Source organism: Gemmobacter caeni (assembly GCF_003054195.1).
GTDB classification, from domain to species: domain Bacteria; phylum Pseudomonadota; class Alphaproteobacteria; order Rhodobacterales; family Rhodobacteraceae; genus Gemmobacter; species Gemmobacter caeni.
The window spans coordinates 80,009-104,308 of the sequence record NZ_QBKP01000017.1 but is presented as its reverse complement, the minus strand read 5'-3'; the positions used below and the strand labels follow the sequence as shown (position 1 = coordinate 104,308).

Here is a 24,300-nt window from a genome sequence, read left to right as displayed (position 1 = left end):
TGAAACGCGCCCCTCGCAGCCTTCAACACCATGTTTTATATAGGAAATATAATGGTCAGGACAGCGAAATCAGCGCCTTACTTGGGAAATGTGGGACCAACTGAAAGGGCTGGTTGATCGGCTTAGAGCGAGAAAGGGTACTGCGGGCCCCTGACTGCGATAGGCTGCCGTTCGCTATGCCATAAGGGCGACCACAGGGTTGCGTGGGTTGTCCTCGCCTGCGACCGGGAGCGAATAGAACTGCTCAACGCTGCTGAGAATCACCCGCATGTGTTCCTCGCTGACGGGCTGCGGGACCGTGCGGCACATGCGTTTCACGCCGTTGACGCGGTAGGTCAGTTCCCCGGCCCACGTCCAGCATCCCGCCTGACGGCAGTGGTAGGCCATATCGTCATAGAACGCCCGCCACTTGTCGAAAGCCGCTTGGGCTTCGGGGGTCAGTTTCGGCTCATAGGCCGCGAAGTCGAGTTTGATCACTTGTTGAGCCATGTCGCGTCCTTGTCATAGATGCCGAGGTGTTCAACCATCGTGAAACGACCAGTCGGGGAAAAGTCGGAGGGGTCGTCCTTCCGATGGATCAGGGGTTCGGTCTGCATCATCGTCTTGAGCGCACCGTGAAGCTGCACGTTGTGCGCCTCGTCGCTGGTTCCTGTTCCCAGCCGATCACGCGCCAATGACAGCGCCCGCTTGACCACTGTGGACGCTCTGACGGCCTTCTTCTGCGCAAGCAGGGCGTCAAGGATGCACCCGGGATAGGAGAAGTGCCGATCCAGCGGATCGACTGCCCGACCGTAATCAAGCGGCTGCATGGTGTCGCCTGTATCGGGTTTCCACAGGTAGGCATGAAACTTCATCGTCCCGGCCCGACCGTCGAAAACATAGATCAGGGCATGATCCAGCCCGTGCGTCTCGCGGTTGTCTTGGCAGTACCGCCACATGCTGCCCAAGGCGTCGTGGAACTCGTCCGTCGAGTACCAAAGCCGCCCGTCGAGCAGGTTTGAATCTGGCATGGTTTCAATCATGGATCGGCCATACCATTGGATACCGCCCATCAGTCGAGAATGCGCAGCGGAGTGGTCGAGCATAACCCGAAACTGATGTTCCTCGATTTTAATTCCACTCGACATATCCGCACCCCTTATTGCGACGATTTTAATTTATCCGCCGCTATCGTTCAAACGGTAATTTCGGATAATCCGGGCTATTTAGATTGCGAGAGATTGTGTCAATGTCGACTTCGCGTATAATCGGGCGAATTGCGATTGCGAGGGCGACATGGACGAGCAGGACGAGGAGCGGATTACGGCTGGCCTGATACTTCGGGCAAAGGGCGGTGACGTTGACGCCGCCAAGCTGCTTTTCACCGAGAAGGGCAAGCGTGTCCGGCCTATCAGGTTTCAGGAATGCCAAACGCTCGATGAACTCAAGAACGAGTTTGAAAGCTATATGGGCATGGAGAACGTGACACATGCTGAATCCGATCACGCGACGAAAGCATTTGATCGGCTTTTCAAACTGATCACCGCAAGGGATGCAGCCCGCAAGCAGGCGGAGGCGGCATTGACCAATATCTCTGGGCTTTTGGTGGTTCCAATGGCTGACCCTCTGGCATGGGAAGTGATGGCCGAGAAGTCGCAAGCCGCTCTCAAGGATCATGCTCGGACATAAGGGCGTTTCGGCATCCACAGTGGTGCGGCGTCATTGGGCTTCGGCCCCTTTTCTCATGGCATATCGGCAATCCCGTGCGCATGTTCGCGCCTAACGAGAAAATGGTTCATGGGGTGGATTGCGTAGGATTGGGGCAGTGTCGCGCAACGAATAATGAATAAGGCTGTGCAACGAAAATAACGAATAATCAGGCGTACCCACTGAAATATCCGCCAATCTGTGCCGTTGTTACGGAACCCGTTACGTTTTTGTTATGGAATTGAAGGCGGTATCGTAACACGTTTTATTTAATAAAATCAATGAGATGCCAATTGTTGTTATGGAGTGTTACGAAATCGCCCTCTGTTTTGCACATCAATATATATTATCCCTTTTCTATTTTTTGATTATTGAATACTTCATATTATTCATAACATCGTAACAACCATAACGAAGTGTTGAAATTAAAGGGAAGTTTGCTGTTACGATTTGAATGTACCTGCATAACAGATCGTAACGGTTACTGGTTCGGTGGCAAGCCTGCCTTTGCTTCACGTCATTCTCTCGGCAGACCGCACGGCGCACCTGTGGAAACTGGGATGCTGAGGGGCTGGACGTGACGCGGTGCGCGGGGCTGTGCTTGATCGTCGTCGGCATGGTGATGGGTGCTTGTCGCTCTGCGTCTCGATGCGGGGCTAGGGACGCGCGTTCGCGCGTGAGGGCCGGGCGCTGCGCGTCGTGTGTCTTCGTCGCGCTGTGATGCGGATTTGCGGGCGTGTCGTTGGGCGTCGCATGTCGCACGTCATGCGAACGTCAGTCGCCCCACAATCCAGGTATCAGCCCATGTCTGATTCTGGCCGTGGGCTGTCTGCTCGACTGTCCGCTGTGCCGAATCCGATTGTTTCGACCTTCGGTGGTGCGAGCTGGTCGGTGATCGTGTATGATTGAGCCGGGCCGATGCAACCCGAGGCACCCCCCTATGTAGGTGGGGGGTGGGGGTCAGGTTCTCCCCGGATATTCGACTTACACATGGGGCGAATTTTTGGTCGGGTTTTCCGGCGGTGCAGGTTCTTCGCAGACATAACAGCGTCTTACGGGGTGTCTGATCGGGTCGCGCTCCCAACTGTGGGCGCTCCAGAATGTTTGCCATATGTTTGCGAGCGCCTGAAATGATACGGGGAAGCGTTTCCGCTTCCCCTGTAACTCATTGAAATCTTTTAGGATTTCTGGCTCCGGCGGTAGGGATCGAACCTACGACCAATTGATTAACAGTCAACTGCTCTACCGCTGAGCTACGCCGGAACACGAGGCGGTGTATAGCTTCGGGTTTCGGGGGTCGCAAGAGGGGTATTGCAGAAAAATGACGGGGTTGGAGCAGAAAGTTTTCCAGGGCCGATGTGTGGCGTTCTCGGATGGGTCAGGCGCTGGTCAGGAGCGGGTGAAGGTCGCGGAATGCAGCGTGGGCCGGTCGGCTGTGATCTGCTTTCTGTTAGACAGATCAATGAGATGGGCCAGAAGGTTGCGGCGGGCTGCGGGCTGGAGGGCGGGGGATACGTCGCTGTAGACCCGTGCCGTCAGCGCATCGAGACCCGCGGGACCCTGGGTCAGGGCCTCCAGAATGGCGGTTTCGCGGGCGCGGCGATGGGTGGTCAGTTCGGAAAGGCGCGCGGCGGGGGTCTCGACGGGCAGGCCATGCGCCGACAGAAACCGCCGCCAGGGCCGCGCGGCCAGACGGTCGAGCGAGGCCATGTAATCGGTCATATCGCCTTCGGGGGGCGAGACCAGTGAGGGCGCCCAGCCCATGACGTGATCGCCCGTGAACAGAAGCCCGTCCAGCGCGAAGGCCAGATGGCCCGCCATATGGCCCGGCGTATGCAGAACCTCCAGCTGCCAGTCTCCACCCGGGATGAAGTCACCATCCGCCAGTTGCACGTCGGGGGTAAAGCCGGTGTCGATGCCCTCGCCGCCGCCCAATCCGGTGATTCCCGCCATGCGGGGCGACAGGCCGGTGCCAGCCGGGCCGAATCCCAGCACCGGGGCGCCTGTCGCCTCGGCCAGCGGCCGCGCCAGCGGCGAATGGTCAAGGTGCGGATGGGTCACGAGGATATGGCTGACCCGCTCGCCGGGGGCGAGGGCGGCCAGAATCGCCGTCAGATGTTCGGGCAGGGCGGGGCCGGGGTCGATCACCGCCACCGCGCCCTCACCGATAATGTAGGTATTGGTTCCCCAATGCGTCATGGGCGAGGGGTTGGGGGCCAGCACCATCCTGACCCCGGCCTCGGGGCGGATTACCTCGCCGGGTGTCCATGGCTGCATTGTTGCTCTCCTCTTTCGCGGGGCGCGGGCTGCGGCTAGGCTGGGCGGCATGAGCTTTCGCCTGAAATCCATCCTGCCCCGTGGCCTTTACGGCCGCACGCTGCTGATCCTGATCGTGCCCATCGTCACGATCCAGCTTGTCGTGTCCATAGCCTTCATCCAGCGGCATTTCGAACGGGTGACTTTGCAGATGACCGGCGGGATCGCCGTGGAGCTGCGTCTGGTGCTGGACCGGATGGCCGCAGGTGACCGGGCCGGGGCCGAAATGGTGGCGTCGGAACTGGGGTTTGGTCTGGGTACGGCGGCACCGCCGCTGGAGGGGCTGCGCTACGATGCGCTGGATCTTTCCGGGCGCGTGGTGGCCGAAACCCTGCGTGATGAGGTGCCGGGGTTTCTGGGCGCCGATCTGACGCGCGAAAGCGGCCGCGTGATCGCAGATTTCGCCACGCCTGACGGGCCGGTGCGAGTGGTGATCGACCGGCGCCGCACCTCGGCCACCAATCCGCATCAGCTTCTGGTGCTGATGATCGTCACCTCGGCTGTGATGACACTGATTTCCTATCTGTTCCTGCGCAACCAGATCGCACCGATCAAGCGGCTGGCGCAGGCGGCTGAGGCGTTCGGCAAGGGCCAGCACATCCCCTATCGTCCGCGCGGGGCGACCGAGGTGCGGGCGGCGGGGGCGGCGTTTCTGGATATGCGGGCGCGGATCGAACGCTCGATCGAAAGCCGGACGCGGATGCTGTCGGGGGTCAGCCACGACCTGCGCACGCCGCTTACGCGGCTGAAGCTGGGCCTGTCGATGTTGCCCGAAGATGACGAGACCGATGCGCTGCTGGGCGATGTGGCCGAGATGCAGCGGCTGGTGGATGAGTTTCTGGCCTTCGCGCGGGGCGATGCCACCGAAGAGACCGAGGCGGTTGACCTGCCGGCCCTGTTGCGACGTGTCGCGGACAATGCTGAACGCGGCGGGCAGCGGGTGGAACTGCGGGGATGCGACGGCTCGGTGACGCTGCGGCTGCGGCCGCAGGCGGTGACGCGGGCTATCGAGAACCTGTTGAGCAATGCCGCCCGCTTTGGCACCCGTGCGCGGCTGAGCCTGCTTGTTGGCGAGCGCAGCGCGCGCATCGTGGTCGAGGATGACGGGCCGGGCATTCCGATGGAGCGGCGTGACGAGGCGGTGCAGCCCTTCGCCCGGCTGGACGGCGCGCGCGACCCCAATCGCGGCGGCGGCGTGGGTCTTGGCCTGTCGATTGCCGCCGATGTCGCGCGCAGCCATGGCGGCGCGCTGCGTCTGGGAGAAAGCGAGGATCTGGGCGGGCTGAAGGCCGAACTCGCGCTGGCGCGCTGAGGCTCAGCGTGGCAGGGCAAGCTCCAGCACCCAGGCCGAACGTGTGCCCTGCGCCAGCCCCAAAGCGGCCTCGGTCACGCGCGGGTCCAGCAGATTGGCGCGATGGCCGGGCGAGTTCATCCAGAAGGCCACCAGCCGGTCGGGCGCCTCATCAAAGCCGTAGCCGGTATTTTCCGATGCGCGCCGCGGTGCATAGCCATAGCGGTGCAGTCGGGTCTGAAGCGTCGCGCCATCCGATCCGGTATGCGAATAGCTTCCACGCGCGGCATTGTCACAGGCATGGGCCTGCGCGACCTGCCGCAGCCGGGAGGAAGGCTTCAGACGGCCCAGACCACGCGCCGCGCGCAGGGCATTGACCTGCGCCAGAATCCGCGCCTCGTCGGCAGTGGCGCCCTGTGGTCGGGGACAACTGGCGCTGGCCGGGGCAGGGCCTGCCACGACAGTTGTCTTCCCGCGGGAGGCGGGGACCGGAATCACCACGCAGCCCGCGAGCAGGGCAGCGGCCAGCACGGCCAGGGCGGGGCGGAGAGGGGTCTGTGTCATATCGGCTCCGTCAACGCATTCGCTGCCTTGGTTAGCCTGCCGGGAAGGCGCGGTCCATCCATCCGCGCACCACATCCTGTTTACCCTTGCGCCCTTGCAGCCCCCGGCGCGCGACACTAAGACTCGGGTAACTGGACGACGATATTGCTCGGAACATAGACAACAGGCAGGCGAAGATGAGAGACCCGATCGACACCTACATGAATACCCTTGTCCCCATGGTCGTCGAACAGACCAGCCGGGGCGAACGTGCCTACGACATCTATTCGCGCCTGCTGAAAGAGCGCATCATTTTCCTGTCCGGCCCGGTGCATGACGGCATGTCGAGCCTGATCTGCGCCCAGCTTCTGTTCCTTGAGGCGGAAAATCCGTCCAAGGAAATCAGCATGTATATCAACAGCCCCGGTGGCGTCGTGACCTCGGGCCTGTCGATCTACGACACCATGCAATACATCAAGCCCAAGGTCTCGACCCTCGTGGTCGGCCAGGCGGCCTCGATGGGTTCGCTCCTGCTGACCGCCGGTCATCCGGGGATGCGTTTCTCGCTGCCCAACAGCCGCGTGATGGTGCACCAGCCCTCGGGCGGCTATCAGGGGCAGGCGACGGACATCATGATTCACGCCCGCGAGACCGAGAAGCTGAAACGCCGGCTGAACGAAATCTACGTCCGTCACACCGGCAACGATTACGAAACCGTCGAAGCCGCGCTGGAGCGCGACAATTTCATGTCCGCCGAGGATGCGAAGGCGTGGGGCCTGATCGACGCGATTCTGGAAAATCGCGGCAAGGCCGAACCGGAAGACAAGTGATCTGCGGCCCCCGGCGGCTCGACCGTCGGGGGCGTTTTCGGATTGTGAAGGCGAGAGGCTTGGCCTAAGCTTTCCAGATTGCGCCGCAAGGCGCGCACGGCAGAGGACGACAATGGCGACGAATTCCGGCAGCGACAGCAAGAACACCCTCTACTGCTCGTTCTGCGGCAAGAGCCAGCACGAGGTGCGCAAGCTGATCGCGGGCCCGACCGTGTTCATCTGCGACGAATGCGTCGAGCTGTGCATGGATATCATCCGCGAGGAAACCAAATCCACGGGGCTGAAAAGCTCCGACGGTGTTCCCACCCCGCGCGAGATCTGCAAGGTGCTGGACGATTATGTCATCGGCCAGGAGCATGCCAAGCGCGTGCTTTCGGTCGCGGTGCACAACCATTACAAGCGGCTCAACCATTCCTCGAAGCAGGATATTGAACTTGCGAAGTCGAACATCCTGCTGATCGGCCCCACCGGCTGCGGCAAGACGCTGCTGGCGCAGACGCTGGCGCGGATTCTGGATGTGCCCTTCACGATGGCTGATGCGACCACGCTCACTGAGGCGGGCTACGTCGGTGAGGATGTGGAGAACATCATCCTCAAGCTGCTTCAGGCTTCGGAATACAACGTCGAACGCGCGCAGCGCGGCATCGTCTATATCGACGAGGTCGACAAGATCACCCGCAAGTCCGATAACCCCTCGATCACCCGCGACGTGTCGGGCGAGGGCGTGCAGCAGGCGCTTCTGAAGATCATGGAGGGCACGGTTGCCTCGGTGCCGCCGCAGGGCGGGCGCAAGCATCCGCAGCAGGAATTCCTGCAAGTGGATACGACGAACATCCTGTTCATCTGTGGCGGTGCTTTCGCCGGGCTGGAACGTATCATCGCGCAGCGCAACAAAGGCACGGCCATGGGCTTCGGCGCTGCGGTGCAGGGCCCGGATGAACGCAGTGTGGGCGAACTGTTCAAGGAGCTGGAGCCCGAGGATCTGCTGAAATTCGGTCTGATCCCGGAATTCGTCGGCCGTCTGCCGGTCATCGCCACGCTGACCGATCTGGACGAGGCGGCGCTGGTCACCATCCTGACCGAGCCGAAGAACGCGCTGGTCAAGCAGTACCAGCGGCTGTTTGACATCGAGGGCGTGAAGCTGACCTTCACCGACGAGGCGCTGACCGCCATCGCCAAGCGCGCGATCAAGCGCAAGACCGGCGCGCGCGGCCTGCGGTCCATCATGGAGGACATCCTGCTGGACACGATGTTCGAACTGCCGGGCATGGGCGATGTCTCCGAGGTAGTGGTGAAGGACGAGGCGGTGAACGCCGGGGCGAAACCCCTGCTGGTCCATACCGACGCCAAGAAGAAAGAGCCGGCGGCGGCGGGTTGACCGCCCCGCAAACGGCTGTGAAAGGCGGGCATTCGCCCGCCTTTTTCTTTTGCGGAACTTGGCACTGGACGCCGGAAGGCCCTTGGTCCATATGAAGGCAAACACCTTCGGAGATCGGCCCATGGAATTCCTCAAGCGTCTCGTCACCTGGTGGAACAGCCAGACGCTCGGCACTCAGATTTTCACCGCGCGCAAGGGCGTGAAGGTGGGCGAGGACGATCAGGGCAACATCTATTACGAAACCCGTGACGGCAAGCGCCGCTGGGTGATCTTCAACGGTGAGGCCGAGGCCAGCCGCGTGTCGCCCGACTGGCATGGCTGGCTGCATTTCACCTGGGATCAGCCGCCGACCAGGGCGCCGCTGGCCCACAAGACCTGGGAAAAGCCGCATCAGGAAAACCTGACCGGCACGCTGGCCGCCTATGCGCCCGCAGGTTCCATCCGCCGCGCCGCGCCGGTCGAACGGCGCGATTATGAGGCGTGGCAACCCGAATAAGGGGCGCGATATCATGGCCGAAAGCACCACCGAAGTCATCGCGGGCGGCGCCGTTCTGGCCGTCGCTCTCGGGTTCCTGATCTATGCCGCGCAGGGCACGGGCTTTGCCCGCACGGGTGGCAGCTATGACCTGCGCGCCTCGTTCCAGTCGGCCGAAGGCATCTCTGTCGGCACCGATGTGCGGCTGGCGGGCGTGAAGGTTGGCACTGTCTCGAAGCTCGACCTGAACCCGCAGACTTTCTATGCCGATGCGGTGTTCAGCATCCGCAACGGGGTTGACCTGCCGACGGATTCCGCGGCGCTGGTGTCCTCCGAAGGGCTGCTGGGCGGTAATTTCATCGAACTGCGCCCAGGTGGCCTGCCCGACAATCTGGCGGCGGGAGATGAGATCGAGGATACGCAAGGCTCGGTCAGTCTAGTCGGCCTGCTGATGAAGTTCGTCGGAAAAAGCGCCAGTGACGCCATGTCGGGTGATGCCGGGGCGACCGAATGAAGTGGCTTCTTGCCCTCGCACTGGCGGCGACGCCCGTCGCGGCGGAAGAGGTGACTTCGGCGCCCGGCGGCATTCTGCGCTGGCTCGACAAGATGACCGGCGAAACGGCGGATATTGAACTCAGCCGGGGGCAGGCCGCGGTTTCCGGGCGGCTGACCATCCAGCTTGATGAATGCCGCTATCCTTCGGCGAACCCCGCCTCCGACGCCTATGCCCATCTGACCATCATGGAAAAGGGGCGCGAGACGCCTGTGTTTTCCGGCTGGATGCTGGCCTCCAGCCCGGCGCTGTCGGCGCTGGAACATCCGCGCTATGATGTCTGGGTGCTGCGCTGCGTCATCCCCGGCCAGCAGCCGCTGGACCTCGGGCCGGAGCCGACGCCGGACGATCAGCCCGACGACGAGTTGCAAGAGGCACCGCAAGAGGGCTAGAACCGGCCCTCGCGCTCCAGCGCTTCGGCCAGCCGCGCGTGATATTCCGCGCGGCTGATCTCGATGCCGCCAAGGCTTGCCAGATGCGGTGTCAGGAACTGGGTGTCGCACAACGTGAAGCCGCCGTCCCGCAGCCGCGTCACCAGATGCGCCAGCACGATCTTCGAGGCAGAGCGGCGGCGCGAGAACATGCTTTCGGCAAAAAAGGCGGCCCCCAGCACCACGCCATAGGTGCCGCCGACCAGCGCGCCATCTTCCCACATCTCAAGGCTGTGGGCATGGCCCATGCGGTGCAGATCAAGATACAGCGCGAAGATGTCGGCGTTGATCCAGGTGGTTTCCCGGTCGGCGCAGCCCGCCACTACACCCGCGAAATCGCGGTCGGCGCAGATCTCGAACCCGCCGCGCCGGATGTCCTTTGCCAGACTGCGCGAGATGTGAAACCCATCCAGCGGCAGGATGCCCCGCCTGCGCGGATCGACCCAATGGATCGCATCGCTTTCCGCGCTTTCGGCCATCGGAAACACCCCGGCCGCATAGGCGCGCAACAAAAGCTCGGGCGTAATCATGCGTATGATCCCGCTCCCGGCGTCTGGCTTGTATCCTGGCAGAAACATCGCAAAGGGGTCCGGGAGTGAGAAACCCCCGGATACCCCGTCAACACACGGCCGCGACAGTGCCTCAGGCGAATTGCTCCGCCAGCCATTTTTCCAGCCAGTGAATGTTGTATTCGCCGTTCTGGATGTCCGGCTCGGCCAGCAGCATGTGGAACAGCGGGACCGAGGTTTCCACCCCGTCGATGATCAACTCGCTCAGCGCGCGTTTCAGCCGGGCCAGCGCTTCGGGCCGGTCGCGGCCGTGAACGATCAGCTTGCCGATCAGGCTGTCGTAATAGGGCGGAATGGAATAGCCGCCATACAGCGCCGAATCCATCCGCACACCCAGACCGCCCGGTGCGTGGAACACCTTCACCTTGCCAGGGCAGGGCGCGAAATTCGGCAGGCGTTCGGCGTTGATCCGCACCTCGATGCAGTGGCCGTTGATCTCCAGATCGCTTTGCGTGAAGGACATCGGCAGACCCGCTGCAACGCGGATCTGTTCGCGCACGAGGTCCACGCCGAAGATGCCTTCGGTCACCGGATGTTCGACCTGAAGCCGGGTGTTCATTTCGATGAAATAGAACTCGCCGTCCTCATAAAGGAATTCGATCGTGCCCGCGCCGATGTATTTCAGCTTGCGCATGGCGGCAGCGCAAACCTCGCCGATTTCGGCGCGCAGTTTGGGGGTGATGCAGGGGCCGGGGGCTTCCTCGAAAACCTTCTGGTGGCGGCGCTGCAGGGAACAGTCGCGTTCGCCCAGATGCACGGCATTGCCCTTGCCGTCGCCGAAGACCTGGATTTCGATATGCCGCGGCTTCTGGAGGTATTTCTCGATATAGACCTCGTCATTGCCGAAAGCTGCCTTCGCCTCGCTGCGGGCGGTGCGGAAGGCGATCTCCAGCTCCTCGGCGCTGCGGGCGACCTTCATGCCACGCCCGCCGCCACCTGCGGTGGCCTTGATGATGACCGGATAGACGATCTCTTCGGCCACTTTCAGCGCGGTTTCCAGATCGGGCACGCCGCCGTCAGAGCCCGGAACCACCGGAATCCCCAGCGCCTTCGCGGTCTCTTTCGCGGTGATCTTGTCACCCATGATGCGGATATGATCCGCGGTCGGCCCGATGAAGGTGAGCCCGTGATCTTCCAGCGCCTGCGCGAAACCCGCGTTTTCCGACAGGAAGCCATAGCCCGGATGCACCGCCTGCGCGCCGGTGATCTCGCAGGCCGAGATGATGGCCGCCTTGTTCAGGTAGCTCTGCCCCGAGGGCGCCGGGCCGATGCAGACGCTCTCATCGGCCATGCGGACGTGCATCGCATCGGAATCGGCGGTGGAATGCACCGCGACCGATTTGATGCCCATTTCGCGGCAGGCGCGGATGACGCGCAGCGCGATCTCGCCCCGGTTGGCGATCAGGATTTTCTCGAACATCTGGGTCACCGGGCGGACCTCACTCGACGATCATCAGCGGCGCGCCGAATTCGACGGGAGTGCCATCGGCGACCAGAATGCGCTTCACCGTGCCGGCTTTCGGCGCGGGGATGTGGTTCATGGTTTTCATCGCCTCGATGATGAGCACGGTCTGGCCTTCGGTGACGGTGGCGCCCACTGTCACGAAGGGCGCGGCGCCCGGCTCGGCGGCCAGATAGGCGGTGCCGACCATGGGCGAGGTCACGGCACCCGGATGCTGGGCTGGATCTTCCGGCGCGGCGGCCGGGGCTGCGGCGGCAGCAGCAGCGGGTGCGGCTGCCGGGGCGGCCATGGCCATCGGTGCGGCGGCGACCGTGGTGGTCACGATATTCGCCTGTTTCACCACGCGCACGTCAAGGCTGTCATCCTCGCCATATTCGCGTTTCACCGAAAGCTCGGTCAGTTCGTTCTTGTTCAGAAGCTCTGCCAGGGCCTGGATGAAGGCAACGTCGGCGTCGGGGGAATGTTTGCTCATGCCATCCTCGTTTGTTCTGTCGGCGGGCGATGAGCGGCGCGTGATAGCGCAAGCAGCCCTGCCGTGGCTGACGCGGTTATACGCGAGGCGGGCAGGGGTGAAAAGCCTTCGCGTAACCTGGGCAGGCGCCATGGGCGGCGGGGGCGTCGCTTCGGGCGGGGGCAAGGGGAAGCTGGCGCCCATTTTCCCCGCAGTCCCCCCGGATCGCGCCTGCCTTGCGGGCAGCCGGGAAAAATCGACGCCGCGCTAAAATTTACCGATTGATAAAATTTTTGCCTGTGGCAGAGTGAGGTCAATCAATAAAACAACGGGAGGTTTGCGCCTTGTCCAACAGCCAGCTTACGCCCGGCATCGTGCCCGCGCGTCTGCCCGCCGCCAGCTATGAGGCGAATTTCGCCGACCATACGCCGCCGCTTGACCGGCATGAGGCGCAGGTGGCCGCCGACCGCTGCTATTTCTGCCATGACGCGCCCTGCATGACGGCGTGCCCGACCTCGATCGACATTCCGCTGTTCATCCGCCAGATCGCCACCGGCACGCCGGATGCGGCGGCGAAGACGATCCTCAGTCAGAACATCATGGGGGGCATGTGCGCCCGCGTCTGTCCGACCGAGACGCTCTGCGAAGAGGTCTGCGTGCGCGAGGTGGCCGAGGGCAAGCCGGTGGAGATCGGCCGGTTGCAGCGCTTTGCGACCGATACGCTGATGGCGAGGGGCGTGCATCCCTTCACCCGCGCAGCGGCGACTGGCAAGCGTGTGGCCGTGGTGGGCGCCGGGCCTGCGGGTCTGGCCTGCGCGCATCGTCTGGCGATGAAGGGCCATGAGGTGACGGTGCTTGAACGCCGTCCCAAGGCCGGGGGCCTCAACGAATATGGCATCGCCACCTACAAATCGACCCATGATTTCGCGGCGCGCGAGGTGGACTGGCTGCTGAAGATCGGTGGTATCACCCTGAAAACCGGGGTGACGCTGGGCAAAGATATCGCGCTGGCCGATCTGCTGGCCGATTATGACGCGGTATTTCTGGGGATCGGGCTTGCGGGGGTGAATGCCCTGCGCGCGGCGGGCGAGGATCTGCCGGGGGTGGAGAATGCGGTCGATTTCATCGCCGGGCTGCGGCAGGCGGCGGACCGTTCCGGCGTCGCTGTCGGGCGCGACGTGGTGGTGATCGGCGGTGGCATGACGGCTGTGGATGCCGCCGTGCAATCGAAGCTGCTGGGCGCCGAGAATGTGACCATCGTCTATCGCCGCGGCAAGGAGAAGATGAGCGCTTCGGGTTACGAGCAGGAACATGCCACGCAGACCGGCGTCCGCATCATCTACGGTGCCGCGCCGGTGAAGGTGACGGGCGGCGCGCGGGCCGAGGCGGTGGAGTTTGCCTATACCCAGGACAGCCCCGAGGGGCTGAAACTGCTGGGGGAGGGCTTCACGCTCAAGGCCGATCAGGTGTTCAAGGCCATCGGCCAGACCCTTGCGGGTGTGCCGGAGGGCCTCACCGTGGCGGCGGGCAAGCTGCCGAAACGCGCCGGTGACAAGCTCTGGTGTGGAGGCGACTGTGCGCTGGGGGGCGAGGATCTGACGGTCACCGCCGTGGCCGAGGGCCGCGACGCCGCCGAGGAGATCCATGCCGCACTGACGGGGGCGGCGGGCTGAGCGCCCGCATCAGGAGACAAGCATATGGCCAATCTCGCATCGAATTTCATCGGCATCAAATCCCCGAACCCGTTCTGGCTGGCCTCCGCGCCGCCCACCGACAAGAAGGTCAACGTCGAACGCGCCTATGAGGCGGGCTGGGGCGGTGTGGTCTGGAAGACGCTGGGCTCCGAAGGGCCGCCGGTCGTCAATGTCAACGGCCCGCGCTATGGCGCGATCTGGGGCGCCGACCGCCGCCTGCTGGGGCTGAACAATATCGAGCTGATCACCGACCGCCCGCTGGAGGTGAATCTGCAAGAGATCAAGGAGGTCAAGCGCAAGTGGCGCGACCGCGCCCTGATCATTAGCCTGATGGTGCCCTGTGACGAGGAATCCTGGAAGGATATCCTCAAACGCATCGAGGATACCGAGGCGGACGGGGTGGAGCTGAACTTCGGCTGCCCGCATGGCATGGCTGAACGTGGGATGGGCAGCGCCGTGGGGCAGGTGCCGGAATATATCGAGATGGTCACGCGCTGGGTGAAGCAATATTCCCGCATGCCCTGCATCGTGAAGCTGACCCCCAACATCACCGACATCCGCAAACCGGCCGAGGCGGCGAAGCGCGGCGGGGCGGATGCGGTGAGCCTGATCAACACCATCAACTCGATCACATCGGTCGACCTCGACGATTTCGCACCGGAGCCGACAATTGACGGCAAGGGCACCCATGGCGGCTATTGCGGCCCGGCGGTGAAGCCCATCGCGCTCAACATGGTGGCGGAAATCGCGCGCTCGCGCGAAACCGCCGGTATCCCCATCAGCGGCATCGGTGGCGTCACGACCTGGCGCGATGCGGCAGAGTTCATGGCTCTGGGCGCGGGCAATGTGCAGGTCTGCACCGCCGCCATGACCTATGGCTTCAAGGTGGTGCAGGAGATGATCTCGGGCCTGTCGGATTACATGGACCGCAAGGGGTTCACCGATACGACGGAGCTGGTGGGCCGCGCGGTGCCGAATGTCACCGACTGGCAGTTCCTGAACCTGAACTATGTCACCAAGGCGCATATCAGCCAGGACGACTGCATCAAATGCGGCCGCTGCTATATCGCCTGCGAGGATACCAGCCATCAGGCCATCGAAATGGGCGCGGACCGCACCTTCACGGTGAAGGACGAGGAATGCGTGGCCTGCAACCTGTGTGTCAATGTCTGCCCGGTGGAGAATTGCATCACCATGGTGCAACTGCCGAAAGGTCAGGTGGACCCGCGCACCGGGGCGACAGTGGGGGATTACGCCAACTGGACGCAACACCCCAACAACCCTTCGGTGCGCGCGGCAGAATGATCGCGGCTCAGCCGCCACGCAGGATGCGCAGACTGTCTTGCCAGGCGATCATGGCAGGCTGCGCATCTTCCGGCGGTATCGGGGCAGCCGGGGTTGGCCCCGCCTCGGGGTCGGCCGTATCCTGCGGCGGGCCCGGCCTTTCCCAGTCATCGACCAGAATGCTTTCGTCTCCCGGCTGCGGCACGTTGTCGAACGTGTCAGGGTCGGGCCTGCCCGCGCATTGCAGCACCACGGTCACGCTGGCGGCGGCGGGTTGCACCGCGGTGGCCAGTTCCGTGGGGGCGACCCGCAGGCTGGCGGGCGGCTCGGAGGGCTGGCTGCCGCGTGCAGAGGTTATGCCGGGGTCAGGCTGGGGCAGCGCGTGCGCAAGCTGCGCGCCAATGGTGGACACGAATGTCATCGTCTCTTCCCTTTCGGTCAGAACGCCCCCGTCGTATCGTACCACGCAGCCGCCGCCTCGGGGCGGGGCGAATGCGTGGCATTTGAACGATCCGTCAGGCTGCCAGCATCCGCCGGTAGAGCGTCTCCAGAAATGCCCCGGCCTCGGCAAAAGGATCATGGCCGGGGCCCAGCACGGCGCGGACCTGCACGTCGAAATCGGCGTAATGCTGGGTTGTGGCCCAGATCGAGAAGATCAGATGGTAAGGGTCCACCGGCGCCAGGCGCCCCTCGGCCACCCAGGCCGCGATTACCGCCGCCTTGTCATCGACCAGAGGTTTCAGCTCGCCCTGAAGCGCCGCGTCGATACGCGGCGCGCCTTGCAGCACCTCATTGGCGAACAGCCGGCTTTCGCGGGGGAAATCGCGGCTCAGTTCCAGCTTGCGGCGGACATAGCCCAGAATCTCGGCCACCGGATCGCCGCCCGCGTCCAGCGCCCGCAACGGATCGAGCCAGACCTTCAGAAGCCCGGCGATCAGCTCGGCATGAATCGCCTCTTTCGAGGGGAAATAATACAGCAGGTTGGGCTTCGAAAGCCCGGCGCGATCCGCGATCTGGTCCAGCGTCGCGCCACGAAACCCGGCCTGCGAAAACACCTCCAGCGCGGCCTTCAGGATGGCCTCGGAGTTCTTTTGCTGGATGCGGGTCTTCGGCTTGGCACGGGTCATCGGACCTCCCGGGTGAAACATTTGATCAAAGTGTCGGAAATGTGCCGCGGGAACGGCCAAACCCGATTGAGCGGCGGTGGCAAACCCGTCAATATGCCGACAGCCACGCCCGGTCTTCCGGCTGCTGTCGCGTTGAATTTTGACCTCGGGGTCAAGGAAACTCAAGCCGTCGCGCGAAGTCTCGTGACGGATAAATGCGGAGATGATCATGGCGCTTGACCGTAAGCCGACGCCGAACGACCTGAATGCCTTCTGGATGCCCTTCACGGCGAACCGGCAGTTCAAGAAGACGCCGCGCATGTTCGTGGCGTCGAAGGACATGCATTACACCACCTCGGACGGTCGGCAGGTGCTGGATGGCACCGCAGGCCTGTGGTGCTGCAACGCCGGTCACTGCCGCCCGAAAATCACCGAGGCGATCCAGAAGCAGGCGGCCGAGCTGGATTACGCGCCTGCCTTCCAGATGGGACATCCGGTGGCCTTTGAACTGGCCAACCGTCTGGTCGATATCGCCCCCAAGGGGATCGAGCATGTGTTCTATACCAACTCGGGATCCGAGTCGGTGGAAACCGCGCTGAAGATTGCCATTGCCTATCACCGGGCACGGGGCGAGGGCGCGCGCACCCGTCTGATCGGGCGCGAGCGTGGCTATCATGGCGTGAACTTCGGCGGCATCTCGGTCGGCGGTATCGTCAACAACCGCAAGATGTTCGGCACCCTGCTGGGCGGTGTTGATCACCTGCCGCATACCCATCTGCCGGGTCAGAACGCCTTTACCCGTGGCCAGCCGGAGCATGGCGCCAACCTCGCCGATGATCTGGAACGTATTGTTGCGCTGCATGGCGCCGAAACCATCGCGGCGGTGATCGTGGAGCCGATGGCGGGTTCGACCGGCGTTCTGATGCCGCCGAAGGGCTATCTGGAAAAGCTGCGGGCGATCACGAAGAAACACGGCATCCTGCTGATCTTCGACGAGGTGATCACCGGCTTCGGGCGGCTTGGATCGGCCTTCGCGGCGCAGCATTTCGACGTGCTGCCCGACATGATGACCACCGCCAAGGGCCTGACCAACGGCGTGATCCCGATGGGCGCGGTGCTGACCACGGCCGAGGTGCATGATGCCTTCATGCAGGGCCCGGAACATATGATCGAGCTGTTCCACGGCTACACCTATTCCGGCAACCCGATCGCCAGCGCCGCCGGCATCGCCACGCTGGACACCTACAAGGAGGAGGGGCTGTTCGAACGCGCGAACGACCTTGCTCCCTACTGGGAGGATGCGCTCCACAGCCTCAAGGGCCTGCCGCATGTCATCGACATCCGCAACATGGGCCTGATCGGCGCGGTGGAGCTGGAGCCGATGGCGGGTGAACCCACCAAACGCGCCTTCACGGCCTTCCTGAATGCTTATGAAAAGGGCATCCTGATCCGCACCACCGGCGACATCATTGCCATGTCGCCGCCGCTGATCATCTCGAAGGCGGAAATCGACGAACTGATCGGCAAGCTGGCCGAAGTGCTGAAAACGCTGCCGTAAGGCGGCCCGGACGCGGGGGTGCCCCCCGCGTCCCTGCTTTTGGGGGAAGCGGGATGACGGAAGGTGCGATGCGGCTTCAGGCCATGGCCACGCTGCTGATGGAAAACGACCGCGTTCGGGTCTGGCGATATGATTTCGAACCGGGTGCCGAAACCGGCTGGCATGTTCACGGCCATGAATATGTCATCACCACGCTGACCGATTGCGCGCTGGTGCTGGAGCTGCCGGATGGCGAGCGGCGCGAAAGCTTCATTCCCTCGGGCAGCGCCTATTCCCGTCCGAAGGGAACCGAACACAATGTCATCAATGGCGGTCCGGCGCCGATGAGCTTCGTCGAGGTGGAGCTGAAAGACGCCTGACTTGCGCCCCGGCGCTGTCTGCCGCAGACTGGCCCTGTCCAGACGGAGCCCCGCATGACCCTGATGACCCGCGTTCTGAGCGTTGCCGCGCTGATCTGCGCCACGACCCCTGCGGTTGCCGATGAATTTGTCACGGCGACCAGCGAGGAGGCATTCGAGGATGTGACCTTCGCGGTCGAAAGCGCCATTGTCGGGCGCGGGCTGGTGATCGACAGCCACACCCATACCGGCGACATGCTGGAACGCACACGCGCCGATGTCGGGTCGGACGTTGTGCTGTTCGACGGGGCCGAGATCTTCCTGTTCTGCTCGGCCGAGGTGTCGCGCAAGGTGATGGAGGCGGACCCGACCAACATCCGGTATTGCCCCTACGCCATCACCGTCTACCAGCGGCCGGGCGAGGCGGTGACAGTCGGCTTCATGCTCCGGGACGAGCCGACGATGGCCCCTGTGAATGATCTGCTGCAAGGGCTGGTGGCGGACGCTCTGGCAGGCTGAGGTTGTGCCGCAAGCCACCCGTACACGCTGATTGACAGGTTGTCGGGCCGGGCGCACAGTGATTGGGCTTTCTGCTTCATCATTGTGCAAAATCGGACTCTGACATGCGTATCCTGCAAGAGATTCGGGACGTGTCGCCCCTGGTTTCGGCGACATTTGAAGGCGATGTGTTCACGATTTCCGCCACCTACCAGACCGATGGCTGGCTGATCGAGGAAACCGGCTACTACCAGTATGACGGCGGTTTTCTGGTGCTGGAAATCGGCGGGCTGGAATTTTACGATTCGGCGGGCGGCGATGATGACGGGTGGATTTTCGTCACGGCGCCGCTTCAGGTTGCCGCCGGGGAAATCGCCGGCTTCTCGGTGCTGTTCGGGCTGGACAATATTGATGCCTCTGGCTGGCGCTTCGCATTTTCCGCAGGCTGGCTTGCCACCTCGGGCAGTCTGACCGGGGGGGAGGGCATTGACCTGCTGATCGGATCTGGCGAGGCCGATACGCTTTCCGGTGGTCTGGGCGACGATCTGCTGCGCGGCGGCACAGGCGATGATGTGATCGACGGTGGCGCCGGGGCGGACCGGATGTTCGGCGGGGCTGGGGATGACATCTTTGTCGTCGATGATGCCGGGGACCGGGTATTCGCGGGTGGCCTGTCCGGCGGGGTCGATACGGTGCGGACGCATCTGGATTTCCGCCTCTCCGGCCCGCAGGCCAGGGGCGGGGTGGAGCGCCTGGAACTGACAGGCAGCGCCGATGTGGTCGGGATCGGCAACCGTTTTGCCAACAGCATGCTCGGGAACGAGGGCCACAACCTGCTGGAAGGCCGGCGCGGCGCGGATACGCTGGCGGGCGGCGCGGGGAACGATACGCTCAGCGGCGGGGCGGGGCAGGATCGTTTCGTCTTCGACCTCGCACCGGAACTGGGCGGCACCGACCTGATTGTCGATTTCAGCCGGGGCAAGGACCGCATCCAGCTTTCGGCATCGGCTTTCGGCGGCCTCGTCGCCACGGCAGACGGGGCGCTGCCGGTCACGGCTTTCGCCGCGAATGCCGGGGGCGTGGCGCGGGATGCCGATGATCGTATCCTGTTCGACACCACGACGGGGCGGCTGCTTTACGATGCGGACGGCAGCGGTGAGGGCGAAGCGGTGGTCTTTGCGCGGCTGATCTCGGTTCAGACGCTGGGGGCCGCCGATTTCGAGGTGATCTGACGCCTCACAGCACCCCGATCCCGCGCAGGATGATCTGTTTCACATTGGTCTTGGCGGCATTCCACTGAGTTTCGGACAGCGGTTTGCCGCCGTTCAGCGTTTCGATCTGGTGGCTGAAATCGGCATAGTGCTGGGTCGTGGCCCAGAGCATGTAAAGCAGGTGCTGCGGATCGACGGGGGCCATCCTGCCCTCGTCGATCCAGCGCTGGATTAGCGCGGCCCGCCCCGCCGTCCAGTCGCGCAACGTGGTTTCCAGATAATCCTGGATCACCGGCGCGCCATGCATCACCTCTGATGCCCAGACTTTCGAGCCTTCCGGGTGGCGGCGGGAAATATCCATCTTGGCGTCGATATAGGCGCCGATGCCTTCCGCCGGGGTTTCGGCGCCATCCATGCTGTCGGCGGCATGCAGCCAGATTTCAAAGATATTCTGCACCACGCGGCGGTACAGCTCTTCCTTCGTTGCGAAATAATAGTGCAGATTGGCTTTCGGCAGCCCCGCCAGATCGGCGATCAGCTGCATGGTCGCACCACCAAACCCCGCCTCGGCAAAGACTTTTTCCGCTGCCTGAAGAATGAGCGTTTCATTCATCGCGCGGATCTCGTTGCGGCGCATCGGGCGGGGCGTTTCGTTCATCGGGCCTCGGATCGCAGGGGGCTTGCGGGGAACGGAGATTTTCGTTGACCGGATAGTCAGCTTCTATAGCCTGCAATCTGACCATACGGTCAGGAAGAGATTCGCCGCAAGCCCGCAGCAGACGGGCGGCAGACAGGGAGAGCAAGCTGATGCCAGCACCCGGAGAGAACCTTCGCATCAATTCGGCGCGGCTGTGGGACAGCCTGAACGAGATGGCCCTGATCGGCCCCGGCGTGGCGGGCGGCTGCAACCGGCAGACACTGACCGATGCCGATGGCGAGGGCCGCCACCTGTTCAAACGCTGGTGCGAGGCGGCGGGCATGACCATGGGTGTCGATACCATGGGCAACATGTTCGCGACGCGGCCTGGCACCGACCCCGACGCGCTGCCGGTCTATATGGGTAGCCATCTGGATACCCAGCCGACGGGCGGTCGATATGATGGTGTGCTGGGCGTACTGGGCGCGCTGGAGGTGGTGCGCACGATCAATGACATGGGGCTGAAGACGAAGCACCCGATCGTCGTGACCAACTGGACGAACGAGGAGGGCGCGCGGTTCGCACCGGCCATGCTGGCCTCTGGCGTGTTCGCTGGCATCCATACGCAGGATTACGCCTATAATCGCACCGACCCCGAGGGCAAACGCTTTGGCGAGGAACTCGCCCGCATCGGCTGGGTCGGGGACGAGGTTGTCGGCGCCCGCAAGATGAAGGCGATGTTCGAACTGCATATCGAACAGGGGCCGATCCTTGAGGCGGAAGGAAAAAGCATCGGCGTCGTCACCCACGGGCAAGGCCTGTGGTGGCTCGAAATCACCCTGACGGGCAAGGATGCGCATACCGGCTCGACCCCCATGGCGATGCGGGTGAATGCCGGCCTCGGCATGGCGCGGATTACCGAGCGCGTGCATCAGATCGCCATGAGCCACCAGCCCAATGCCGTGGGCGCGGTCGGGCAGGTTTTCGTGCATCCGAATTCGCGCAACGTGATCCCCGGCAAGGTGGTGTTCACCGTGGACATCCGCAGCCCGGAACAGGCCAAGCTCGACGCCATGCGCGCCGAGGTGGAGCGCGCGGCGCATGCGGTTGCGGCCGAACTGGGCCTTGGATGCAGCATCGAGCCGGTCGGCCATTTCGACCCGGTGACCTTTGACCCCGAACTGGTGGGCATCGTGCGGGCGAGTGCGGAAAAGCTGGGCTACAGCCACATGGATATCGTTTCCGGCGCCGGACATGATGCCTGCTGGATCAACCGCGTGGCGCCGACCACCATGGTCATGTGCCCCTGTGTGGACGGGTTGAGCCATAACGAGGCCGAGGAAATCAGCCCGGAATGGGCGGCGGCAGGCACCGATGTGCTGCTGCATGCGGTGTTGCAGGTGGCCGAAGTCGTCGAATGACGGGAAGGCCGGGGGCGCTGCCCCCGGACCCCCGGAGTATTTGGACAAGAAGCAAAAGCGGATCGGGAGAGAGCGGCATGGCATCTACGGTGATCAAGGGCGGGACGGTTGTCACGGCGGATCTGGCCTATGAGGCGGATGTCCGCATCGAGGGGGGCGTGATCACCGAAATCGGTACCGGGCTGAAGGGCGACACGGTGCTGGATGCCGCAGGCTGCTACATCATGCCGGGCGGGATCGACCCGCATACCCATCTGGAAATGCCCTTCATGGGCACCTATTCCGCCGATGATTTCGAAAGCGGCACGCGCGCGGCGCTGGCGGGCGGCACCACGATGGTGGTGGATTTCGTGCTGCCGGGGCAGGGGCAGGGGCTGATGGATGCCGCGCAGATGTGGCACAATAAATCGGGCCGGGCGAATTGCGATTATTCCTATCACATGGCGATCACCTGGTGGGGTGAGAAGGTCTGGGAGGGGATGGAGGACAGCGTGAAGGCGGGCATCACCTCCTTCAAGCATTTCATGGCCTACAAGGGCGCGCTGATGGTGAATGATGACGAGTTGTTCGCGTCATTCCGCCGGGTGGGCGATCTGGGCGGGCTTGCCATGGTTCATGCCGAAAACGGCGATGTGGTGGCCGAACTGACGGCGAAGCTGCTGGCCGAGGGCAATTCCGGCCCCGAGGCGCATGCCTACTCCCGCCCGCCGCAGGTGGAGGGTGAGGCCACGAACCGCGCCATCATGATCGCCGATATGGCGGGGGTGCCGCTTTATGTGGTCCATACCTCCTGTGAAGAGGCGCATGAGGCGATCCGCCGGGCGCGGCAGGCCGGCAAGCGGGTCTGGGGCGAGCCGCTGATCCAGCATCTGACGCTGGATGAGAGCGAATATTTCAACCCTGACTGGGACCATGCCGCGCGGCGCGTCATGTCGCCGCCCTTCCGCAACAAGGCGCATCAGGCGAGCCTCTGGGCCGGGTTGCAGGCGGGCAGCCTGTCCTGCGTGGCGACAGATCACTGTGCTTTCACGACCGAACAGAAACGGTTCGGGGTGGGCGATTTCTCGAAGATCCCCAATGGCACCGGCGGGCTGGAGGACCGGCTGCCGATGCTCTGGACCCATGGGGTGAACACGGGGCGGCTGACGCCGAACGAGTTCGTTGCGGTGACCTCGACCAACATCGCCAAGATCCTGAACCTTTACCCGAAGAAGGGGGCGGTTCTGGTTGGAGCCGATGCCGATTTGGTGGTCTGGGACCCGGCGAAGGAAAAGGTGATCTCGGCGGGCAGCCAGCAGTCGAGCATTGATTACAACGTGTTCGAGGGGCAGGCAGTGAAAGGCCTGCCGCGGTTCACCCTGTCGCGCGGCAAGGTCGTGGTGCATGACGGCGAGATGCGGACCGAGGAGGGCCATGGCCAGTTTGTCGGTCGCGCGCCGCGCCCGGCGGTGAACCGGGCGCTGAGCGCGTGGAAAGAGCTGACCGCGCCGCGGCCGGTTCAGCGTTCAGGCGTGCCTGCGACGGGGGTCTGAGGCGGTACCGGGTCCGGCGGTGGCGGCGGGGCGAAGGTCAGGACCGGAGGGGCGAAGAAATACTCCTCCAGATCCTCCTCCGTCGGTGCGAAGGCGAGCGTTGTGATCATGGTATCCTCCCTGAATGTCCGAGCATGCGGGGAATCGGTAAACGGAATATGAACCGGCACGGAGTGGCCGGATGCGGGGATGGATGAAGGACAGCGCAGAGAAGGCGGGGCCGGTGGTCGAGGCGCGGGGGCTGGATCTGGTGTTCCAGACCGCCGACGGGCCGGTGCAGGCCTTGAAGGATGTCAACCTGACCATCGACAAGGGCGATTTCGTCAGCTTCATCGGCCCTTCGGGCTGCGGCAAGACCACCTTCCTGCGCTGCATCGCGGCGCTGGAGCATCCCACCGGCGGCAGCCTGACGGTGAACGGCATGACGCCGGACGAGGCGCGGCGCAAACGCGCCTATGGCTATGTGTTTCAGGCAGCGGGGCTTTACCCCTGGCGCACCATCGCAGGCAATATCCGCCTGCCGCTGGAGATCATGGGATTTGCGCGGGATGAACAGAACCGGCGCGTGAAGGACGTGCTGCAACTGGTTGACCTGGAAGGGTTTGGTGGCAAGTTTCCCTGGCAGCTTTCTGGCGGCATGCAGCAGCGCGCGAGCATTGCGCGCGCGCTGGCTTTCGATGCCGACATCCTGCTGATGGACGAACCCTTCGGTGCGCTGGACGAGATCGTCCGCGACCGGCTGAACGAGGAATTGCTGAAGCTCTGGGCGCGGACCGGCAAGACCATCGGTTTCGTCACCCATTCCATCCCCGAGGCGGTTTATCTTTCCACGAAGATCGTGGTGATGAGTCCGCGTCCGGGGCGGATTACCGATGTGATCGAAAGCCCCTTGCCGAGGGAGCGACCGCTGGACATCCGCGACAGCCGCGCGTTCATCGAGATCGCCCATCGTGTGCGCGAGGGCCTCAGGGCGGGGCATGGCGATGAGATGTGAGGGCGCGAAAGCCAGGGGGGCTGTCTGCCCCCCTCTTGCGCC

The 24,300-nt window shown here is 63.6% G+C and carries 27 protein-coding genes and 1 tRNA gene; 16 read left to right on the top strand and 12 right to left on the bottom strand.

What is annotated here, in order from left to right; genetic code table 11:
- Positions 1 to 174: 174 nt before the first annotated feature.
- Positions 175 to 489 carry a hypothetical protein gene (locus C8N34_RS20610; RefSeq protein ID WP_108130317.1) on the bottom strand — a complete coding sequence of 105 codons (315 nt, stop codon included), beginning with the start codon at positions 487 to 489 and terminating at the stop codon, positions 175 to 177.
- The gene (locus C8N34_RS20605; protein WP_108130316.1) at positions 474 to 1,127 is read right to left on the bottom strand and encodes a hypothetical protein; all 654 of its coding nucleotides are present in this window, start codon (positions 1,125 to 1,127) and stop codon (positions 474 to 476) included. The genes C8N34_RS20610 and C8N34_RS20605 overlap by 16 nt, the downstream gene beginning before the upstream one ends.
- 148 nt (positions 1,128 to 1,275) lie before the next feature.
- Between C8N34_RS20605 and C8N34_RS20600 the strand changes: the two genes are divergently transcribed.
- Positions 1,276 to 1,668: a hypothetical protein gene (locus tag C8N34_RS20600; protein WP_108130315.1), complete on the top strand. Its 393-nt coding sequence runs from the start codon at positions 1,276 to 1,278 to the stop codon at positions 1,666 to 1,668.
- Positions 1,669 to 2,874: 1,206 nt separating this feature from the next.
- Here the strand turns inward: C8N34_RS20600 and C8N34_RS20595 are convergent.
- Both C8N34_RS20595 and C8N34_RS20590 read right to left on the bottom strand, forming a co-directional pair.
- A tRNA-Asn gene (locus C8N34_RS20595) sits at positions 2,875 to 2,949 on the bottom strand.
- Positions 2,950 to 3,075: 126 nt separating this feature from the next.
- Complete coding sequence (locus tag C8N34_RS20590) at positions 3,076 to 3,963, bottom strand: MBL fold metallo-hydrolase (protein WP_108130314.1); 888 nt, start codon at positions 3,961 to 3,963, stop codon at positions 3,076 to 3,078.
- 49 nt (positions 3,964 to 4,012) lie between these two features.
- Between C8N34_RS20590 and C8N34_RS20585 the strand changes: the two genes are divergently transcribed.
- Positions 4,013 to 5,314 (top strand): ATP-binding protein, encoded by a 1,302-nt coding sequence (locus C8N34_RS20585; RefSeq protein ID WP_108130313.1) that lies wholly within the window; start codon positions 4,013 to 4,015, stop codon positions 5,312 to 5,314.
- A gap of 3 nt (positions 5,315 to 5,317) precedes the next feature.
- On the opposite strand, the gene C8N34_RS20580 is transcribed toward C8N34_RS20585, so the two are convergent.
- Positions 5,318 to 5,857 (bottom strand): CAP domain-containing protein, encoded by a 540-nt coding sequence (locus tag C8N34_RS20580; protein WP_054301050.1) that lies wholly within the window; start codon positions 5,855 to 5,857, stop codon positions 5,318 to 5,320.
- Positions 5,858 to 6,033: 176 nt separating this feature from the next.
- Here C8N34_RS20580 and C8N34_RS20575 point away from each other — a divergent pair, with 176 nt between their 5' ends.
- From C8N34_RS20575 to C8N34_RS20555, 5 genes are all read left to right on the top strand, one after another.
- Positions 6,034 to 6,666: an ATP-dependent Clp protease proteolytic subunit gene (locus C8N34_RS20575; protein ID WP_054301051.1), complete on the top strand. Its 633-nt coding sequence runs from the start codon at positions 6,034 to 6,036 to the stop codon at positions 6,664 to 6,666.
- Between the two features lie 112 nt (positions 6,667 to 6,778).
- Complete coding sequence (gene clpX / locus C8N34_RS20570; RefSeq protein ID WP_108130311.1) at positions 6,779 to 8,044, top strand: ATP-dependent Clp protease ATP-binding subunit ClpX; 1,266 nt, start codon at positions 6,779 to 6,781, stop codon at positions 8,042 to 8,044.
- Positions 8,045 to 8,165: 121 nt separating this feature from the next.
- Positions 8,166 to 8,540, top strand: coding sequence for an NADH:ubiquinone oxidoreductase subunit NDUFA12 (locus C8N34_RS20565; protein ID WP_108130328.1), 375 nt, complete (start codon positions 8,166 to 8,168; stop codon positions 8,538 to 8,540).
- Between the two features lie 13 nt (positions 8,541 to 8,553).
- On the top strand, positions 8,554 to 9,033 hold the full coding sequence (gene mlaD, locus C8N34_RS20560) for an outer membrane lipid asymmetry maintenance protein MlaD (RefSeq protein ID WP_108130310.1): 480 nt from the start codon (positions 8,554 to 8,556) through the stop codon (positions 9,031 to 9,033).
- Entirely contained in the window at positions 9,030 to 9,464 is a 435-nt protein-coding gene (locus C8N34_RS20555; RefSeq protein WP_082400649.1) for a DUF2155 domain-containing protein, read from the top strand. Before mlaD ends, C8N34_RS20555 begins: the two co-directional genes overlap by 4 nt.
- Here C8N34_RS20555 and aat read toward each other — a convergent pair.
- The 3 genes from aat to accB form a co-directional block, all read right to left on the bottom strand.
- Positions 9,461 to 10,033, bottom strand: a complete 573-nt coding sequence (gene aat, locus C8N34_RS20550) for a leucyl/phenylalanyl-tRNA--protein transferase (protein WP_108130309.1) — start codon at positions 10,031 to 10,033, stop codon at positions 9,461 to 9,463. The two genes, C8N34_RS20555 and aat, sit on opposite strands and share 4 nt — an antisense overlap.
- 112 nt (positions 10,034 to 10,145) lie before the next feature.
- A complete protein-coding gene (gene accC / locus C8N34_RS20545) occupies positions 10,146 to 11,492 on the bottom strand; it encodes an acetyl-CoA carboxylase biotin carboxylase subunit (RefSeq protein ID WP_108130308.1) in 1,347 nt (448 codons plus the stop codon).
- Between the two features lie 19 nt (positions 11,493 to 11,511).
- Complete coding sequence (gene accB, locus C8N34_RS20540) at positions 11,512 to 12,006, bottom strand: acetyl-CoA carboxylase biotin carboxyl carrier protein (RefSeq protein WP_108130307.1); 495 nt, start codon at positions 12,004 to 12,006, stop codon at positions 11,512 to 11,514.
- A gap of 323 nt (positions 12,007 to 12,329) precedes the next feature.
- On the opposite strand from accB, the gene C8N34_RS20535 reads away from it, so the two are divergent.
- Entirely contained in the window at positions 12,330 to 13,658 is a 1,329-nt protein-coding gene (locus C8N34_RS20535; RefSeq protein WP_108130306.1) for an NAD(P)-dependent oxidoreductase, read from the top strand.
- Between the two features lie 24 nt (positions 13,659 to 13,682).
- A complete protein-coding gene (preA, locus tag C8N34_RS20530) occupies positions 13,683 to 14,984 on the top strand; it encodes an NAD-dependent dihydropyrimidine dehydrogenase subunit PreA (RefSeq protein ID WP_054301058.1) in 1,302 nt (433 codons plus the stop codon).
- A gap of 7 nt (positions 14,985 to 14,991) precedes the next feature.
- On the opposite strand, the gene C8N34_RS20525 is transcribed toward preA, so the two are convergent.
- Both C8N34_RS20525 and C8N34_RS20520 read right to left on the bottom strand, forming a co-directional pair.
- Positions 14,992 to 15,384, bottom strand: a complete 393-nt coding sequence (locus C8N34_RS20525; RefSeq protein WP_108130305.1) for a hypothetical protein — start codon at positions 15,382 to 15,384, stop codon at positions 14,992 to 14,994.
- 94 nt (positions 15,385 to 15,478) lie between these two features.
- A complete protein-coding gene (locus C8N34_RS20520; RefSeq protein WP_108130304.1) occupies positions 15,479 to 16,090 on the bottom strand; it encodes a TetR family transcriptional regulator C-terminal domain-containing protein in 612 nt (203 codons plus the stop codon).
- Positions 16,091 to 16,298: 208 nt separating this feature from the next.
- Between C8N34_RS20520 and aptA the strand changes: the two genes are divergently transcribed.
- The 4 genes from aptA to C8N34_RS20500 all read left to right on the top strand — a co-directional run bounded on the left by aptA (position 16,299) and on the right by C8N34_RS20500 (position 19,695).
- Positions 16,299 to 17,627, top strand: a complete 1,329-nt coding sequence (gene aptA, locus C8N34_RS20515) for an omega-aminotransferase AptA (RefSeq protein ID WP_054301076.1) — start codon at positions 16,299 to 16,301, stop codon at positions 17,625 to 17,627.
- A 53-nt stretch (positions 17,628 to 17,680) separates the two neighbouring features.
- Entirely contained in the window at positions 17,681 to 17,986 is a 306-nt protein-coding gene (locus C8N34_RS20510; RefSeq protein WP_054301061.1) for a cupin domain-containing protein, read from the top strand.
- Positions 17,987 to 18,040: 54 nt separating this feature from the next.
- A complete protein-coding gene (locus tag C8N34_RS20505) occupies positions 18,041 to 18,484 on the top strand; it encodes a DUF302 domain-containing protein (RefSeq protein WP_108130302.1) in 444 nt (147 codons plus the stop codon).
- Positions 18,485 to 18,588: 104 nt separating this feature from the next.
- On the top strand, positions 18,589 to 19,695 hold the full coding sequence (locus C8N34_RS20500; protein ID WP_108130301.1) for a M10 family metallopeptidase C-terminal domain-containing protein: 1,107 nt from the start codon (positions 18,589 to 18,591) through the stop codon (positions 19,693 to 19,695).
- Between the two features lie 4 nt (positions 19,696 to 19,699).
- Here the strand turns inward: C8N34_RS20500 and C8N34_RS20495 are convergent, their stop codons facing one another.
- Positions 19,700 to 20,332, bottom strand: a complete 633-nt coding sequence (locus C8N34_RS20495; protein ID WP_054301063.1) for a TetR/AcrR family transcriptional regulator — start codon at positions 20,330 to 20,332, stop codon at positions 19,700 to 19,702.
- A gap of 149 nt (positions 20,333 to 20,481) precedes the next feature.
- Between C8N34_RS20495 and C8N34_RS20490 the strand changes: the two genes are divergently transcribed.
- On the top strand, positions 20,482 to 21,732 hold the full coding sequence (locus C8N34_RS20490) for a Zn-dependent hydrolase (protein ID WP_108130300.1): 1,251 nt from the start codon (positions 20,482 to 20,484) through the stop codon (positions 21,730 to 21,732).
- Between the two features lie 77 nt (positions 21,733 to 21,809).
- On the top strand, positions 21,810 to 23,264 hold the full coding sequence (hydA, locus tag C8N34_RS20485) for a dihydropyrimidinase (RefSeq protein ID WP_108130299.1): 1,455 nt from the start codon (positions 21,810 to 21,812) through the stop codon (positions 23,262 to 23,264).
- On the opposite strand, the gene C8N34_RS26465 is transcribed toward hydA, so the two are convergent.
- Positions 23,231 to 23,374 carry a hypothetical protein gene (locus tag C8N34_RS26465; RefSeq protein ID WP_158640750.1) on the bottom strand — a complete coding sequence of 48 codons (144 nt, stop codon included), beginning with the start codon at positions 23,372 to 23,374 and terminating at the stop codon, positions 23,231 to 23,233. The two genes, hydA and C8N34_RS26465, sit on opposite strands and share 34 nt — an antisense overlap.
- Before the next feature lie 71 nt (positions 23,375 to 23,445).
- On the opposite strand from C8N34_RS26465, the gene C8N34_RS20480 reads away from it, so the two are divergent.
- Entirely contained in the window at positions 23,446 to 24,258 is an 813-nt protein-coding gene (locus tag C8N34_RS20480; RefSeq protein WP_242013861.1) for an ABC transporter ATP-binding protein, read from the top strand.
- The last annotated feature ends 42 nt before the right edge of the window (positions 24,259 to 24,300 follow it).

What these genes read in the sequence shown, in the direction of transcription:
- C8N34_RS20610 (WP_108130317.1), bottom strand. Translation starts at nt 489, where the DNA reads ATGGCTCAACAAGTGATCAAACTCGACTTCGCGGCCTATGAGCCGAAA.
- C8N34_RS20605 (WP_108130316.1), bottom strand. Translation starts at nt 1,127, where the DNA reads ATGTCGAGTGGAATTAAAATCGAGGAACATCAGTTTCGGGTTATGCTC.
- C8N34_RS20600 (WP_108130315.1), top strand. Translation starts at nt 1,276, where the DNA reads ATGGACGAGCAGGACGAGGAGCGGATTACGGCTGGCCTGATACTTCGG.
- C8N34_RS20590 (WP_108130314.1), bottom strand. Translation starts at nt 3,963, where the DNA reads ATGCAGCCATGGACACCCGGCGAGGTAATCCGCCCCGAGGCCGGGGTC.
- C8N34_RS20585 (WP_108130313.1), top strand. Translation starts at nt 4,013, where the DNA reads ATGAGCTTTCGCCTGAAATCCATCCTGCCCCGTGGCCTTTACGGCCGC.
- C8N34_RS20580 (WP_054301050.1), bottom strand. Translation starts at nt 5,857, where the DNA reads ATGACACAGACCCCTCTCCGCCCCGCCCTGGCCGTGCTGGCCGCTGCC.
- C8N34_RS20575 (WP_054301051.1), top strand. Translation starts at nt 6,034, where the DNA reads ATGAGAGACCCGATCGACACCTACATGAATACCCTTGTCCCCATGGTC.
- clpX (WP_108130311.1), top strand. Translation starts at nt 6,779, where the DNA reads ATGGCGACGAATTCCGGCAGCGACAGCAAGAACACCCTCTACTGCTCG.
- C8N34_RS20565 (WP_108130328.1), top strand. Translation starts at nt 8,166, where the DNA reads ATGGAATTCCTCAAGCGTCTCGTCACCTGGTGGAACAGCCAGACGCTC.
- mlaD (WP_108130310.1), top strand. Translation starts at nt 8,554, where the DNA reads ATGGCCGAAAGCACCACCGAAGTCATCGCGGGCGGCGCCGTTCTGGCC.
- C8N34_RS20555 (WP_082400649.1), top strand. Translation starts at nt 9,030, where the DNA reads ATGAAGTGGCTTCTTGCCCTCGCACTGGCGGCGACGCCCGTCGCGGCG.
- aat (WP_108130309.1), bottom strand. Translation starts at nt 10,033, where the DNA reads ATGATTACGCCCGAGCTTTTGTTGCGCGCCTATGCGGCCGGGGTGTTT.
- accC (WP_108130308.1), bottom strand. Translation starts at nt 11,492, where the DNA reads ATGTTCGAGAAAATCCTGATCGCCAACCGGGGCGAGATCGCGCTGCGC.
- accB (WP_108130307.1), bottom strand. Translation starts at nt 12,006, where the DNA reads ATGAGCAAACATTCCCCCGACGCCGACGTTGCCTTCATCCAGGCCCTG.
- preA (WP_054301058.1), top strand. Translation starts at nt 13,683, where the DNA reads ATGGCCAATCTCGCATCGAATTTCATCGGCATCAAATCCCCGAACCCG.
- C8N34_RS20525 (WP_108130305.1), bottom strand. Translation starts at nt 15,384, where the DNA reads ATGACATTCGTGTCCACCATTGGCGCGCAGCTTGCGCACGCGCTGCCC.
- C8N34_RS20520 (WP_108130304.1), bottom strand. Translation starts at nt 16,090, where the DNA reads ATGACCCGTGCCAAGCCGAAGACCCGCATCCAGCAAAAGAACTCCGAG.
- aptA (WP_054301076.1), top strand. Translation starts at nt 16,299, where the DNA reads ATGGCGCTTGACCGTAAGCCGACGCCGAACGACCTGAATGCCTTCTGG.
- C8N34_RS20510 (WP_054301061.1), top strand. Translation starts at nt 17,681, where the DNA reads ATGACGGAAGGTGCGATGCGGCTTCAGGCCATGGCCACGCTGCTGATG.
- C8N34_RS20505 (WP_108130302.1), top strand. Translation starts at nt 18,041, where the DNA reads ATGACCCTGATGACCCGCGTTCTGAGCGTTGCCGCGCTGATCTGCGCC.
- C8N34_RS20500 (WP_108130301.1), top strand. Translation starts at nt 18,589, where the DNA reads ATGCGTATCCTGCAAGAGATTCGGGACGTGTCGCCCCTGGTTTCGGCG.
- C8N34_RS20495 (WP_054301063.1), bottom strand. Translation starts at nt 20,332, where the DNA reads ATGAACGAAACGCCCCGCCCGATGCGCCGCAACGAGATCCGCGCGATG.
- C8N34_RS20490 (WP_108130300.1), top strand. Translation starts at nt 20,482, where the DNA reads ATGCCAGCACCCGGAGAGAACCTTCGCATCAATTCGGCGCGGCTGTGG.
- hydA (WP_108130299.1), top strand. Translation starts at nt 21,810, where the DNA reads ATGGCATCTACGGTGATCAAGGGCGGGACGGTTGTCACGGCGGATCTG.
- C8N34_RS26465 (WP_158640750.1), bottom strand. Translation starts at nt 23,374, where the DNA reads ATGATCACAACGCTCGCCTTCGCACCGACGGAGGAGGATCTGGAGGAG.
- C8N34_RS20480 (WP_242013861.1), top strand. Translation starts at nt 23,446, where the DNA reads ATGCGGGGATGGATGAAGGACAGCGCAGAGAAGGCGGGGCCGGTGGTC.